This is a genomic window from Streptomyces sp. Y2F8-2 (genome assembly GCF_014905555.1).
Lineage (GTDB): Bacteria > Actinomycetota > Actinomycetes > Streptomycetales > Streptomycetaceae > Streptomyces > Streptomyces cynarae.
The window spans coordinates 18,871-32,421 of record NZ_BNGS01000003.1; the positions used below are offsets into that span (position 1 = coordinate 18,871).

A 13,551-nucleotide genomic window follows, 5' to 3' on the forward strand; every position below is an offset into this window, starting at 1 on the left:
AGGGGCTCCGCCCCTTCGACCCCGCCGGGGCTCCGCCCCGGACCCCAGTCGGGGGCCGGCCCCCGGACCCCCGCTCCTCAAACTCCCCCCTGCTCGAAGAGCTTGGGGGAGTTTGAGGACGAGGCCGTCAAGGCCGAAGCGGGGGTCTGGGGGCGCAGCCCCCAGGGACGGGAAGGGAAGGGGCGGCGGGGTCGGCAACCGCCCGGAGTTCCGCCCGACGCAGCGTCGGCAAAAGGACCCCCGCGCCGGGCGTAGCGTAGAGGGCATGACGAAGTACGGATCCTTCCCCGGTACCCGTCCCCGGCGGCTGCGCACCACGCCCGTCATGCGCCGTATGGTCGCCGAGACCCGGCTGCACCCCGCCGACTTCATCCTTCCGGCCTTCGTGCGCGAGGGCGTCAGCGAGCCCGTGCCGATCGCGTCCATGCCCGGTGTCGTGCAGCACACCCGGGACAGCCTGAAGAAGGCGGCGCTGGAGGCCGTGGAGGCCGGGATCTCCGGGATCATGCTCTTCGGGGTGCCCGAGGAGTCGAAGAAGGACGCCGTCGGAACCCCGGGCACCGACCCGGACGGGATCCTGCAGGTCGCCATCCGGGACGTGCGCGCCGAGGTCGGCGACGACCTCCTCGTCATGTCGGACCTGTGCCTGGACGAGACCACGGATCACGGGCACTGCGGCGTGCTCGACGCCAGGGGCCGGGTCGACAACGACGCCACCCTGGAGCGGTACGCCGAGATGGCGCAGGTCCAGGCCGACGCCGGCGCCCATGTCGTCGGGCCCAGCGGGATGATGGACGGGCAGATCGGCGTCATCCGCGACGCGCTCGACCAGATCGGGCGCGAGGACGTCGCGATCCTCGCCTACACCGCCAAGTACTCCTCCGCCTTCTACGGTCCGTTCCGCGAGGCCGTCGCCTCCTCGCTGAAGGGCGACCGGAAGACCTACCAGCAGGACCCCGCCAACTGGCGCGAGTCCCTGCGCGAACTCGCCCTCGACCTCGAGGAGGGCGCCGACATGGTGATGGTCAAACCGGCCGGGCCCTACCTCGACATCCTGGCGAGGGTCGCGGACGCGGTCGACGTGCCCGTGGCCGCGTACCAGATCTCCGGCGAGTACGCCATGGTCGAGGCCGCCGCCGAGAAGGGCTGGCTCGACCGCGACCGGGCCATCCTGGAGACCCTGACCGGCATCAAGCGCGCCGGTGCGCGGAACATCCTCACCTACTGGGCCACCGAGGCGGCCCGCAAGCTCCGCGCTGACGCCTAGGACGTCGCTGGTACGTCGGCTAATACGTCAGCGCCGCCGTCCGGTTCGGCAGCCAGCACGTGACCCGCAGCATGTCGTCGACGTACACGCCCTCGGGCGGGAGTGCCGGGCGGGCGGCCGGGCCGGTGGGGAGCGTGATCGTGAGGGACGTGACGGTGCGGCCGTGACCGCCGGTGCCGTCCGCCGCCGACAGCAGCACGCCCGCGTATGCGGACCCCCCGGGCGAGAGGGTGATCCGGGACCCACGGGGCTTCGGCTCCCGGGCCGGTGGCGCCAGGGAGCCGGAATCGCCGAAGAGGGCCTTCGGGTAGCCGTTGAGGGAGCAGTTGACGGCGCCCGTGTTCGTCACCGTCAGCAGCAGGTGGTTCACCGGCTCGCTCACCCGCGTCACCGTCGCCCGCATGTGCCTGCCCGAGCAGGGGACCGCCCTGCCCGGGCGCCCGGTTTCCCGGACGGACGAGCCGGGCAGCGAGGAAGGGCCCTCGTCCCGTACGCCCTCGCCGTTCTCGCACGCCGACAGCGCGAGCGCGGCGAGCACGACCGTGACGGCGGCGAGCAGCCGGGGGCGGACGGCACCGTTGGGACGAGCGGCACGGGCGGGACGAGCAAAGGACATGGTCGGGGCCCTTCGGACGTGCGAGTTGGGGGGTGACACCTCCACTCGACCGGTCGGCGGGAGCGGAGGCCTCGACGGTCAGCTTGACCGGTGGTTCGCGCGCCCGCCACAGTCGCCGCCGAATTCGGGACGCCGAACCGATGGAATGCTTCCCGACCTGCGCAAACGCCGTCCCTCGGGAGGGAAACCCGGGACGGCGGACCACGGTTGGAAACGGACCGGGCACTTCCAACTGGCCTCAGGAGTTACGTTGTTGACCATCACAACGGTCGCTTGACACACCACCGGGGGAACGGCCGATCGACCGGTCGACCGATGGAACGACCGACTCCTTACGCCGACACCAGGGAGACGCCATGTCCGACGACGCCCTCAGCCACGACCCGGCTGAGCTGCGCAAGCGGATCGACACCACCAAGGCCCATCCGGCCCGCGTCTACGACGTCTTCCTCGGCGGCAAGGACAACTACCCGGTGGACCGCGCGGCCGCCGCCGCGGCGCTCGCCGCCAACCCGCGCGGCTACCTCGACGTGCGGCACAACCGCGACTTCCTGCGCCGCGCCGTGAACCGGCTGGCGAAGGAGGACGGCATCCGGCAGTTCCTCGACATCGGCACCGGCCTGCCGACCGGCGAGAACGTCCACCAGATCGCCCAGCGCGTCAACCCCGACTCCCGGGTCGTCTACGTCGACAACGACCCGGTCGTCCTGGCGCACGCCCGCGCCCTGCTCACCAGCGGACCCGAGGGCCGCACGGACTACATAGACGCCGACCTCAAGAGCCCCGACCGGATCCTCGAACAGGCCGCGAAGACCCTCGACTTCGACCAGCCGGTCGCCCTCGTGCTCGTGGCGATCCTGCACTTCGTCGAGGACGAGGAGGCCTACCCGATCGTGCGCGAGCTGATGGACGCGCTGCCCTCCGGGAGCCGACTGGTGCTCAGCCACCTCACCGAGGATCTCAACCCGGAGAACATCCGCGCCGTCCAGCGCACCTTCACCGAGCGCGGCTTCACCTTCGTGCTGCGCTCCAAGGACGAGGTCGCCCGGTTCTTCAGCGACACCCCGGGCCTCACGCCGGACGAGCCGGGCGTCGTCCCGGTCCACCACTGGCACCAGGACGGCGCGGCACCCGTCCCCGAGGCCGTGGACCCCGCCTACCTCGCCACCCTCGACGACATCGAGAAGGTCCGCTACCTCGACATCAACGACGTCACCGACGCCGACATCAACGTCTACGCGGCCACCGGCCGAAAGGCCTGACGCCGGGAGCGTTCCCCGGTGTCAGCCGTCCGTGCCGAACCACAGCTCGGCGAGTGCGTCGAAACGTGGTTCGGCCGGATGCGGCAGCTCGTGGAGGTAGAAGGGCAGATCGCTGTAGACGTGCAGCAGCGTGTACGCCATCAGCTGGTCCGGGTCGTACGGGGCGCGTCCGTAGGCCTCGTAGAAACGGCGGAGCTGGCGCGGGTCGGCACGGGTGACGAACAGGCCGACGCAGACGAAGTCGTACGCCGGGTCACCGATCATCGCCGGCTCGAAGTCGAACAGGCCGGTCAGCACGCGCCCGCCGCGCATGTCGATGGTCAGGTGCTCGCTCATGAACTCGGTGTGCAGCAGCACGCGTTCGGTGGACGCGGGCAGCGGGACGGAGTCCAGGAAGTCGGGGATCCGGCTCAGCCAGGGCTCGGTCACCCCGGAGTGACGGTGCCACTCGACCGCCCCGGCGCGCTGGCTGCGCAGGAACGCCGTCCAGTCCGGCGGCCCGACGATGTCCGTCAGCGGGTTCCAGAACATCGCGTGCAGCGAGGCCAGCGCCTCGGCCGACTCCGTGACGATACGGTCCTGTTCCGCGGCGGTGAGCCGGTGCCAGACGTCGTTCAGGGTCCAGCCGGGCAGCCGGGACATCAGCACCCACCGCCAGCCGTTCACGAACTCCTCGGTGCCGATCAACCGCGGGGTGGGGAGCTTGAGTTGACCCCACAGGTGGTGCAACACCCGTGCCTCACGGACGGCTTCCCGCGCATCGAACCGCGGATACAGCTTCAGCACCAGGTCGCCCCCGACGGCGTACACGGGCAGGGTCCCGTCCGGGAAGCGGCGCACCGCGAGTCCGACGAGGCCCATCTGGTCGAGCAGATGCAGCACGGCCGGGCGTAACACCCCCTCGTCCGAGACGATGGCTTTCAACTCGTCGTTCGTGTCCACGCTCGGCAGCATGCGCCGCATGCTAGGGCCCACGGACCGTCGTCCGCATGGCGAAACGAGACTGTTGTAAGGGGCAGCGATTTCCCTAAGGTGCATGAACGAGGTGTTTTCGAGTGGTGTTCCCTATGACGCATGAGGTCTGATGAACACCTGTACATATGAGGAGCCGCCCCCGTGACCTCCAGCGACAGCACGCCCAGCGGTCCGCCACAGCCCGCGTTCGCCGCCCGGGTCGCCTCGGTCGGCGGTTCCCCCGTTCGGGACATCCTCGCCGTCACCGCGCGTCCCGAAGTCGTCAACTTCGCGGGCGGCCTGCCCGCCCCCGGGCTCTTCGACAGCGAGGGCGTCGCCGCCGCGTTCCAGGCCGTGCTGACGGAGATCCCGCAGCGGGCGTTGCAGTATTCGACGACCGAGGGCGAACCGGCGCTGCGCACCGCACTCGCCGACCGCACCACCGCGCGCGGCCTCGCCACCGGCCCCGACGACCTCCTCGTCACCACCGGCTCCCAGCAGGCCCTCTCCCTGCTCGCCACCGCCCTGCTGGAGCCCGGCGACACGGTTCTCGTGGAGAACCCCTGCTACCTCGCCGCCCTCCAGGCCTTCGGCTTCGCGGGTGCGAGGGTCGTCGCCGTCCCCTGCGACGAGGACGGTGTCGACCCCGACGCGCTGGAGGAGCTGGTGGTGCGGGAGCACCCCAAGCTGCTCTACACCGTCCCCACCTTCCAGAACCCCACCGGGCGCACCCTGCCCGCCGACCGCCGCGCCGCGATCGCCGGCGTGGCCGCCCGGCACGGCCTGTGGATCGTCGAGGACGACCCGTACGGGGAGCTCCGCTTCGAGGGAGAGCGTGTCCCGTGGATCGCCTCGTACGAGGACGCCCACGACCGCGCGGTGCTCCTCGGCTCGTTCTCCAAGGTGATGGCCCCCGGCCTGCGCCTCGGCTGGCTGCGGGCGCCGGCGGCGCTGCGGCGGGCCTGCGCGATCGCCAAGCAGGCGGCCGACCTGCACACGCCGTCTGTCAACCAGCTCGCCGCCGCCCGGTACCTGGCGGACCGCGACCTCGACGCGCACGTCGCCCGGGTCGCCACGGCCTACCGCGAACGCCGCGACGCGATGCTCGCCGGCCTCGCGGAGGCCCTGCCCGAGGGCTCCGTCTGGAACCGCCCCCAGGGCGGCATGTTCCTCTGGGCGCGGCTCCCCGAGGGGTACGACACCACGGCGCTGCTGCCGCGGGTGGTGGAGCAGGACGTGGCGTACGTCCCGGGCGCGCCGTTCTACGCCGACGCGCCGGACCGGTCGACCCTTCGGCTGTGCTTCGTCACGCACACACCGGGGGAGATCGAGGAGGGGTTGCGCAGGCTGGGGAAGGGGCTGAGCTGAGGGTCGCCTAGCGCGTCGCGTAGGTGGTGAAGGCGGTCCAGGTGGCGGGGGTTACCTGGAGGGTGGGGCCGGTGGGGTTCTTGGAGTCGCGGATGTGGACCGCCGCGTTGTCGGTGGACTGGGGGGTGAAGGCGACTTCGAGACATTCGCCGCCCTCGCTGCCGCTGTAGCTCGACTTGAACCACTGAAGTGCGGTGTTCATTGGTCTCCTACCAGACGGTCCAGCAACCGCTTTGACTCCCGGGGAGTCAGGGCCTGTGCCCGCAGCATCGCATACTTGCGCGACAGGATGGACACCTCGTCCGGGTCGGGAACCCACTGGCTGCCCCGCTGACCCTCGATATAGGCCAAGTGCTGGTGGTCCGGCGTTTCCAGGAGCACGAACGGGCCGTCGAGACCGGCGTGAGACGGGCTTGCCAGCGGGAGAAACTGCACGGACAAGCCAGGAAGTTCGGCGCATTCGCGCAAGTGGCGTAACTGCTCGACGCGCACCTTCGGGCCACCGACCTCCAGGTGAAGGACGGGCTCCCATACGACGAAGCTCACCGTCGGCGGGACCTTGCGGTGCAGGATGTCCTGGCGGCCCATGCGGGCGGCGGCCCTGGTTTCGACCTCGTCCTCGTTGTAGGCCGGAACGCGCTCGCGCAGTACGGCACGGGCGTACTCCTCGGTCTGGAGAAGGCCGGGCAGAACCTGGTTTGCGTACAGGGAGAGCGCAATGGCCTCCCGCTCGTGTTCGACGTACAACTCGGCCCACATCGGGAACTGGTCGATCTCGGGAAGGTTGGCCACCCCCGCGGTCAACAACCCTTTGGTATCGAGGAGTTCGTCCAGCAGTTCCGCCAGATCCGGCTTCAGCGGTCGTCGCCCCTGCTCGATCGACGCGATGGTCTCCTCGTCGACCATGAGCTCCCTGGCCAGGGAGCCTTGGGTGTGGCCCGCCGCGCGGCGGGCCGTGCCGAGCTGGACGCCCAGCATCTTCATGGCCGAGACGTTCTTCTTCCGTGGAGGCTTCCTGGAGGTCATGCTGGTCCAACTCCCCGCGCGTGCCCGTTCGCGACCCCGAAGGAACCCGTACAAAAAAACCGTACGGGTTCACCGAGTGATCCACGGTAGTGACTCTCCGCAACACTCGTCTCGTGAACGAAATGATCCAACTCCCGCCCCTGCGCGAGAGGTTCTTCCGGCGGGAGCGCCGATCCGTCCCGGCCGCACGGCAGTTCGCGTACGAGGTCCTGGCCGGCTGGGGGCTCGCGGAGGCCGAGCGAAGTGACGACGTGCTGTTGTGTGTGGACGAGTTGGCGACGAACGCGCTGGTGCACGGGGTGCCGCCGGGCCGTTGCTTCCGGGTGTTCCTGCGGTACGACGGCGCGGTGCTGCGGGTGGAGGTGCACGACAGCGGTCCCGGTGAGCCGCGCATCCCGTTGGAGGCGGACGAGGGCGGCCGGGGACTGCTGCTGGTGGCGGCTCTCTCGGACAAGTGGGGGGTGGGGGAGCGGGACCCCGGCAAGGTGGTGTGGTGCGAATTTCTGTCACCGCTGCGGCCAGGCAGTTGAGCCCGCCGATGCGACACATTCCCCAGATGTGTCGCAGTTCCGCAGGCACACCACCTCAGTGGACGGTCGCCGCGGTTGGAGGCGGGGCCGTCACGCGGCCCTCGACGCACTCCGGTTGCCCGCCCGTCGTCGGACGGAAGCACGCCCGGACCGCGGTGCCGGGGCGGGTGGCGGCCATGGGGGTGTAGACGTAGTCCTTCGCGGCGTCGGCGTCCTTGACCCGGGCGGACTGACTGCGGCCGTCCGCCGTCACCTCGATCCGGTCCCCGACATGGGCGCCCCACACCCGGGCCCAACTCGCGCCGCAGTCCTTGCTGTAGCGCAGTTCCATACCGACGCCGGCGGCGGTGTGGTGCGACGCCAGGGTGGCCGGGTGGGGGCCGCAGTGCAGGGCCATCGGGTCCCCGCCCTCACAGGTGGTGCCCCCGCAGAGCGGGGCGAGGACGGGTTGGGGCGGGGACGGAAACGACCGCGGGGCCCCGCCCGGGTGCGGCAGGAGGAAGAGGGCCAGGGCGACGACTCCGGTGGCGAGGGCGCATACGGCGGCGACCAGCGCGGCGGCCGCGCCCTTCCGGACGGCGTGTCCGGTCGCCTCGGCCGGAGCGGGGGAGGTGCCGGTGGCCTTCGCCGTGTCCGTGGCGTCCGCCGCGTCCTTCGCCGCGTCCGCATCCGAGGTCCCCGCCGTGTCCCCGTCCGTGGCCGGGGAGGGGGACGAGGCCGGAGGCGGGGGCGACTGCTGTGCCGGGGTCGTGGGCCGCTCCTCCGCCCGTGCGCGTCCGCTCGCCTCCGACTCCGCCAGTTCCCACAGGGCCAGACAGCGGGCGGCGGGTTCGTGGGCGAGGCGGCACAGGTCCAGCACGGCCTGACGCGGCGGCAGCGTCTTGCCGTTGAGGTAGCGCTCCCAGGACGACTTGCTGTACGGGGTGCGTTCCTCCAGGCGGGCCAGGCTCAGACCGGTGCGTGCCTTCAGCTCGCGCAGTTCGGCCGCCAACCGCGCCCGCTCCGCGGACGTCGTCCCCTGCGTCCCCGTCGGCCGGGTCATTTGCGCAGCGCCCCCCAGGTGTGCGGTCCGACGATGCCGTCCGGGGGCAGCCCGGCCCGCTTCTGCAGGTCCTTGACCGCGCGCTCGGTCAGCGGCCCGTAGACACCGTCGATACCGCCCGGGGAGAAGCCCGCCCGGCGCAGCAGGCACTGCGCCTCGGCCACGTCCGGACCCGCCAGGCCCTGCGCCAGGATCGCGTCCTGCGTACGGCTGTTGCCCGCGTACCAGTGGCCGTCGGTCCGCTGGATGCGGCAGGTGTACGACGGCGCCGACCCCGACGCCGGGAAGGACCCGGTGGTCGAGGCGGGTCGGGTCGTCGCCGCCTTGTCGTCGGTGCCGTGGTCCGTGAGGCGGACGACCAGGAGGACCGCCGAGACGACGGCCAGCACCAGGGCGACGGCTCCCGCCGCCACCGCGATGCGCAACGGACGTCCGTGCGGCCGCGCCGCCTCGCCGTCCGCCGCGGACGGGGTCTCGTCGTCAGCCGAGGACGGACCGGCCTCGGCCGCCGAAGGCTCCTCCCCGTCCGCCTCCGCCACCGGCGTGCCCCGCCGCCGCTTCTCCCAGCCCTCCGCGGCCAGTTCGTGCAGCACCAGCAGCCGTGTCGGATCCTCGCCGCCGACCTGGGCCAGTGCCTCCACGGCCTCCCGGGGCGGCAGCGACCTGCCGTTGAGGTACCGCTCCCACGACTTCTGGCTGTAGCCGGTCTTCGCCGCCAGCCGCTGCATGCTCAGGTCGCCGTGGTCCTTCAGCCGCCGTAATCGCACCACCAACTGCCGCACACGCGGATCCAGGTCTGCGGGCAGCGCTTTCCAACGCGACATGTTCCCCCTACTCGCGTCCCGGGACCCTGGTCGTCGGTCCCCGTTTCCGCCGCATTCTGCATGAACTTTCACGGCGCACCCCACCTATCGGTTCCCGCCCCGGCACCGAATAGGCCACCCGCCCGCCCCACCCGCTCCCCGCCGACCTCGCGTCGAAGCGTCCCGCCCAGGCGTCCCGCCGAGACGTGTCCCCGCAGGTCAGCGCCCGGGACGTCCCACGAAGTCGTCACTGCGGCGGTGCTCGTGGCGGAGCCGGGCGCCCGGCCCGCACTCTCGAGTTGCCAGCGGCGCCCACCACGTCAGGTGCCGCCCGATCACCCGAAAGGGACACACATGCGACCGAACCTCATGGCGAGGACCCTCGTCGCCGCCACCGCCGTCGCCGGGATCGCCGCCGGCAGCCTCGCGGGTGCGACCGCGGGCTTCGCGGCCTCCGCGCCGGCCGTCAAGCCGGCGATGAGCACCCAGGCCGTCTCCGTGCAGGCGGTGAACAACCTCGGCCTGAACACGAAGGAGGCCAAGGGCATCCAGCGGGTGCTGAAGCGCGACTGGGGCTACAAGGGAGCCATCGACGGCCGGCTCGGCACCGACAGCTGGAAGGCCATGCAGCGCTACCTCCACAAGTACTGGGGCTACAACAAGAAGATCGACGGCGTCGTCGGCAGCGACACGGTGAAGGCGCTGCAGCGCATGCTGAAGAAGTACTGCGGCTACAAGGGCAAGATCGACGGAATCGCCGGGAAGGACACCAAGGCCGCCTTCAAGTGGTTCGCCAACCACTACGCCTGACGGCTGCCTGTGAGAGTCGCCCTTCGCGAAACACCGCGGCCCGTCCTCCCCACGGGGGAGAGGACGGGCCGCGGCCCCGACAGGGTGGGGCTCAGAGCCGCTCAGGCGTCCGGATGCCCAGCAGTGCCATCCCCTGGTGCAGCGTCCGGGCCGTGACGTCGCACAGGAACAAGCGGTTCTCCACCTGCTCCGGCGTCTGAGCCTTCAGCACCGGGCACTTGTCGTAGAACGACGTGTACAACGACGCCAGCTGGTACAGGTACGCCGCCATCTTGTGCGGGGCGTACTCCGCCGCCGCCTCCGCCACCGTCTCCGCGAACGCGTCCACGTGCAGGCCGAGCGCGCGCTCCGCGTCCGTCAGCGCCAGCTCCGGATGCGCGGTGGGCCGTACGTCGCCGGCCTTGCGCAGGATCGACTGGATACGGGCGTACGCGTACTGGAGGTAGACGGACGTGTCGCCGTTCAGCGAGACCATCTGGTCCAGGTCGAACTTGTAGTCCCGGTTCGCCGACGTCGACAGGTCCGCGTACTTCACCGCGCCGATGCCCACCTGGGCGCCCCGCTCGGCGATCTCCTCCTCGGACAGGTCCTGCGCCTTCTCCCGTACGACGGCGGAGGCACGGTCGATCGCCTCGTCCAGCAGGTCCACCAGCCGCACCGTCTCGCCCTCACGGGTCTTGAACGGCTTGCCGTCCTTGCCGAGGACCGTGCCGAAGGCGAGCTGGTAGGCCTTCACGTCGTCGTTCAGCCAGCCGGCCCTCCGCGCCGTCTCGAAGACCATCTTGAAGTGGAGCGACTGGCGGGCGTCCACGACGTAGATGATCGAGTTCGCCTTCAGGTTGAAGACACGGTCCCTGATCGCGGACAGGTCCGTCGCCGCGTAGCCGTAGCCGCCGTCCGACTTCTGCACGATCAGCGGGACCGGCTTGCCGTCCGGGCCCTTGATGTCGTCGAAGAAGACGCAGAGCGCCCCTTCGGAGCGGACGGCGACGCCCGAGTCCTCCAGGAGGCGGCAGGTCTCGGCCAGCATGTCGTTGTAGCCGGACTCGCCGACGATGTCGGGGTCCCGGATCTCCATGTCCAGCTTCTCGAAGACCGAGAAGAAGTAGATCTTCGACTCGTCGACGAACTTCTGCCACATGGCGAGCGTGTGCGGATCGCCGGCCTGGAGGTCGACCACCCGGCGCCGCGCCCGCGTCTTGAACTCCTCGTCGGAGTCGAAGAGCTTGCGCGCGGCCTTGTAGAGGCGGTCGAGGTTCGACATCGCCTCCTCGCCCGTCACCTCGGCGGCCTTGTGGTCCAGTTCGTGCGGGTGCTCGTCCAGGTACTGGATGAGCATGCCGAACTGGGTGCCCCAGTCGCCGATGTGGTGCCGGCGGATCACCGTCTCGCCGGTGAACTCCAGAAGCTTGACGACCGAGTCGCCGATCACCGCGGAGCGCAGGTGGCCGACGTGCATCTCCTTCGCCACGTTCGGCTGGGCGTAGTCGATCACCGTGGTGCCCGGCTGCTCGGCGTACGGCACGCCGAGGCGGCCCTCGGCGTCGGCGGCGCGGGCGGCGAGGTTCTCGGTGATCGCCTTGTCCGTGACCGTGACGTTGAGGAAGCCCGGGCCCGAGACCTCGACCTTCCCGATCACGTCACCGGTGACCACCTGGCCGACGACCTGCGTCGCCAACTCCCTCGGGTTCGCCTTCGCCTTCTTCGCCAGCGCCAGGATCCCGTTGGCCTGGAAGTCCGCCCGGTCGCTGCGTCGCAGCAGCGGGTCCGCGTCGGCGGTCTCCGGCAGGGCAGCCGAGAGGGCGGACGCGAGGCGCTGGTGGACGGCGGACGTGAGGGAGGTGACCGAGGCCATAGGAATGGGTGCCGTTCTCCTCGTGGGATGGACAGTCACGACCAGTATCCCATGCGGGGTAAAGCGAATTTTTCCGGTCGCCCGGTGAACGGCCGCGCCCGTCCGCCCGTCCAACGCGTTGAAAAGGCGTTTTCGTGGATGTGGCGCCAGCTGGGACAATGGAGCGGTCAGCCGTGCGACCGTACCGGCTGCTCGTGGAGAACCTTCAGAAAAAGAGGACGTGCCGATCGTGGCTCAGAGCACCGAGACCACCGACTGGGTCTCCCGTTTCGCGGATGAGGTCATCGAGGAGTCGGAGCGTCGGGCCCCGGGCAAACCGGTCGTCGTCGCGTCCGGACTGTCTCCGTCCGGCCCCATCCACCTGGGGAACCTGCGCGAGGTCATGACCCCGCACCTGGTCGCCGACGAGATCCGCCGGCGCGGCTACGAGGTGCGGCACCTGATCTCCTGGGACGACTACGACCGGTACCGGAAGGTGCCGGCCGGTGTCGCGGGCGTGGACGAGTCGTGGTCCGAGCACATCGGCAAGCCGCTCACCTCCGTCCCGGCCCCGAAGGGCTCGGCGTACCCGAACTGGGCCGAGCACTTCAAGGCCGCCATGATCGCCTCGCTCGCCGAGCTGGGCGTGGAGTTCGACGGCATCAGCCAGACCGCGCAGTACACCTCCGGCGTGTACCGGGACCAGATCCTGCACGCGATGAGGCACCGCGGCGACATCGACGCGATCCTCGCCCAGTACCGCACCAAGCCGAAGCCCGCCAAGAAGCAGCAGCAGAAGCCCGTCGACGAGGCCGAGCTGGAGGCCGAGGAGGGCTCGGGCGCCGCGTCCGAGGACGACGGCAGCTCCGGCTCCGCCGGCTACTTCCCGTACAAGCCGTACTGCGGCCGGTGCGGCAAGGACTTCACCACGGTCACCGCGTACGACGACGACTCGACCGAGATGACGTACACCTGCACCGCGTGCGGCTTCTCCGAGACGGTCCGGCTGAGCGAGTTCAACCGCGGCAAGCTGGTCTGGAAGGTCGACTGGCCGATGCGCTGGGCCTACGAGGGCGTGATCTTCGAGCCGAGCGGTGTCGACCACTCGTCGCCGGGCTCCTCCTACCAGGTCGGCGGGCAGATCGTCGGGATCTTCGGCGGCAAGCAGCCCATCGGGCCCATGTACGCCTTCGTCGGCATCTCCGGCATGGCGAAGATGTCGTCGTCCCGCGGTGGCGTCCCCACCCCGGCCGACGCCCTCCAGATCATGGAGCCCCAGCTGCTGCGCTGGCTCTACGCCCGCCGCAGGCCCAACCAGTCCTTCAAGATCGCCTTCGACCAGGAGATCCAGCGCCTCTACGACGAGTGGGACAAGCTGGCGGGCAAGGTCGCCGACGGCTCCGCCCTCCCCGGCGACGTCGCCGCGTACACCCGCGCGGTCGGCACCGCCGCCGGTGAGCTGCCGAAGACGCCCCGCCCGCTGCCCTACCGCACCCTCGCGTCCGTCGCCGACATCACCGCCGGCCACCAGGACCAGGCGCTGCGCATCCTGTCCGACCTCGACCCGGCCAACCCGCTGAGCTCGCTCGACGAGGCCCGCCCGCGGTACGACAAGGCCGAGGCGTGGATCAACACCCACGTCCCCGCCGACCAGCGCACCATCGTCCGCGACGAGCCCGACGCCGAACTGCTGAAGTCCCTCGACGAGCCCTCCCAGCAGTCCATCCGGCTGCTGCTCGACGGCCTGGAGGAGCACTGGTCGCTGGACGGGCTCACCCACCTCGTGTACGGCGTGCCCAAGGTCCAGGCCGGATTCTCCGCGGACGCCACGCCCAAGGAGCTGCCGCCGGAGATCAAGACGGCCCAGCGGTCGTTCTTCGCGCTCCTGTACCACCTGCTCGTCGGCCGCGACACCGGCCCGCGCCTGCCCACGCTGCTGCTCGCGGTGGGCCAGGACCGGGTGCGGGCCCTGCTCGGGGAGTAGGACCGAGCAGAAGGCGCCCGGTGCTCCTCGGCACCGGGCGCCCTTTCATGCGGGA

General features: G+C 70.7%; 13 protein-coding genes. 6 read left to right on the top strand and 7 right to left on the bottom strand.

What is annotated here, in order from left to right; genetic code table 11:
• The first annotated feature begins 265 nt into the window (after nt 1–265).
• A complete protein-coding gene (gene hemB / locus SY2F82_RS10025; protein ID WP_200418675.1) occupies nt 266–1,267 on the top strand; it encodes a porphobilinogen synthase in 1,002 nt (333 codons plus the stop codon).
• A 19-nt stretch (nt 1,268–1,286) separates the two neighbouring features.
• Here hemB and SY2F82_RS10030 read toward each other — a convergent pair whose 3' ends face one another.
• Nucleotides 1,287–1,883, bottom strand: coding sequence for a DUF4232 domain-containing protein (locus tag SY2F82_RS10030; RefSeq protein ID WP_200418676.1), 597 nt, complete (start codon nt 1,881–1,883; stop codon nt 1,287–1,289).
• 356 nt (nt 1,884–2,239) lie between these two features.
• On the opposite strand from SY2F82_RS10030, the gene SY2F82_RS10035 reads away from it, so the two are divergent.
• Nucleotides 2,240–3,145 carry an SAM-dependent methyltransferase gene (locus SY2F82_RS10035; protein WP_200418677.1) on the top strand — a complete coding sequence of 302 codons (906 nt, stop codon included), beginning with the start codon at nt 2,240–2,242 and terminating at the stop codon, nt 3,143–3,145.
• A gap of 21 nt (nt 3,146–3,166) precedes the next feature.
• Here the strand turns inward: SY2F82_RS10035 and SY2F82_RS10040 are convergent, their stop codons facing one another.
• On the bottom strand, nt 3,167–4,099 hold the full coding sequence (locus tag SY2F82_RS10040) for a phosphotransferase family protein (protein ID WP_200418678.1): 933 nt from the start codon (nt 4,097–4,099) through the stop codon (nt 3,167–3,169).
• Between the two features lie 162 nt (nt 4,100–4,261).
• Here SY2F82_RS10040 and SY2F82_RS10045 point away from each other — a divergent pair, with 162 nt between their 5' ends.
• Nucleotides 4,262–5,467: a PLP-dependent aminotransferase family protein gene (locus tag SY2F82_RS10045; RefSeq protein WP_200418679.1), complete on the top strand. Its 1,206-nt coding sequence runs from the start codon at nt 4,262–4,264 to the stop codon at nt 5,465–5,467.
• Between the two features lie 7 nt (nt 5,468–5,474).
• On the opposite strand, the gene SY2F82_RS10050 is transcribed toward SY2F82_RS10045, so the two are convergent.
• Both SY2F82_RS10050 and SY2F82_RS10055 read right to left on the bottom strand, forming a co-directional pair.
• On the bottom strand, nt 5,475–5,669 hold the full coding sequence (locus SY2F82_RS10050) for a DUF397 domain-containing protein (protein WP_200418680.1): 195 nt from the start codon (nt 5,667–5,669) through the stop codon (nt 5,475–5,477).
• Nucleotides 5,666–6,493: a helix-turn-helix transcriptional regulator gene (locus tag SY2F82_RS10055; RefSeq protein ID WP_200418681.1), complete on the bottom strand. Its 828-nt coding sequence runs from the start codon at nt 6,491–6,493 to the stop codon at nt 5,666–5,668. The genes SY2F82_RS10050 and SY2F82_RS10055 overlap by 4 nt, the downstream gene beginning before the upstream one ends.
• 113 nt (nt 6,494–6,606) lie before the next feature.
• On the opposite strand from SY2F82_RS10055, the gene SY2F82_RS10060 reads away from it, so the two are divergent.
• Complete coding sequence (locus SY2F82_RS10060) at nt 6,607–7,023, top strand: ATP-binding protein (protein ID WP_374707141.1); 417 nt, start codon at nt 6,607–6,609, stop codon at nt 7,021–7,023.
• Between the two features lie 55 nt (nt 7,024–7,078).
• Here SY2F82_RS10060 and SY2F82_RS10065 read toward each other — a convergent pair whose 3' ends face one another.
• Together SY2F82_RS10065 and SY2F82_RS10070 are read right to left on the bottom strand one after the other, a co-directional pair.
• Complete coding sequence (locus SY2F82_RS10065; protein WP_200418682.1) at nt 7,079–8,065, bottom strand: XRE family transcriptional regulator; 987 nt, start codon at nt 8,063–8,065, stop codon at nt 7,079–7,081.
• Nucleotides 8,062–8,889: a peptidoglycan-binding protein gene (locus SY2F82_RS10070; protein WP_200418683.1), complete on the bottom strand. Its 828-nt coding sequence runs from the start codon at nt 8,887–8,889 to the stop codon at nt 8,062–8,064. The genes SY2F82_RS10065 and SY2F82_RS10070 overlap by 4 nt, the downstream gene beginning before the upstream one ends.
• A gap of 333 nt (nt 8,890–9,222) precedes the next feature.
• On the opposite strand from SY2F82_RS10070, the gene SY2F82_RS10075 reads away from it, so the two are divergent.
• Nucleotides 9,223–9,678: a peptidoglycan-binding domain-containing protein gene (locus SY2F82_RS10075; protein ID WP_200418684.1), complete on the top strand. Its 456-nt coding sequence runs from the start codon at nt 9,223–9,225 to the stop codon at nt 9,676–9,678.
• Between the two features lie 91 nt (nt 9,679–9,769).
• Here the strand turns inward: SY2F82_RS10075 and argS are convergent, their stop codons facing one another.
• Nucleotides 9,770–11,533: an arginine--tRNA ligase gene (gene argS, locus SY2F82_RS10080; RefSeq protein ID WP_200418685.1), complete on the bottom strand. Its 1,764-nt coding sequence runs from the start codon at nt 11,531–11,533 to the stop codon at nt 9,770–9,772.
• A gap of 220 nt (nt 11,534–11,753) precedes the next feature.
• Between argS and lysS the strand changes: the two genes are divergently transcribed.
• On the top strand, nt 11,754–13,496 hold the full coding sequence (lysS, locus tag SY2F82_RS10085; RefSeq protein WP_200418686.1) for a lysine--tRNA ligase: 1,743 nt from the start codon (nt 11,754–11,756) through the stop codon (nt 13,494–13,496).
• Nucleotides 13,497–13,551: the final 55 nt, after the last annotated feature.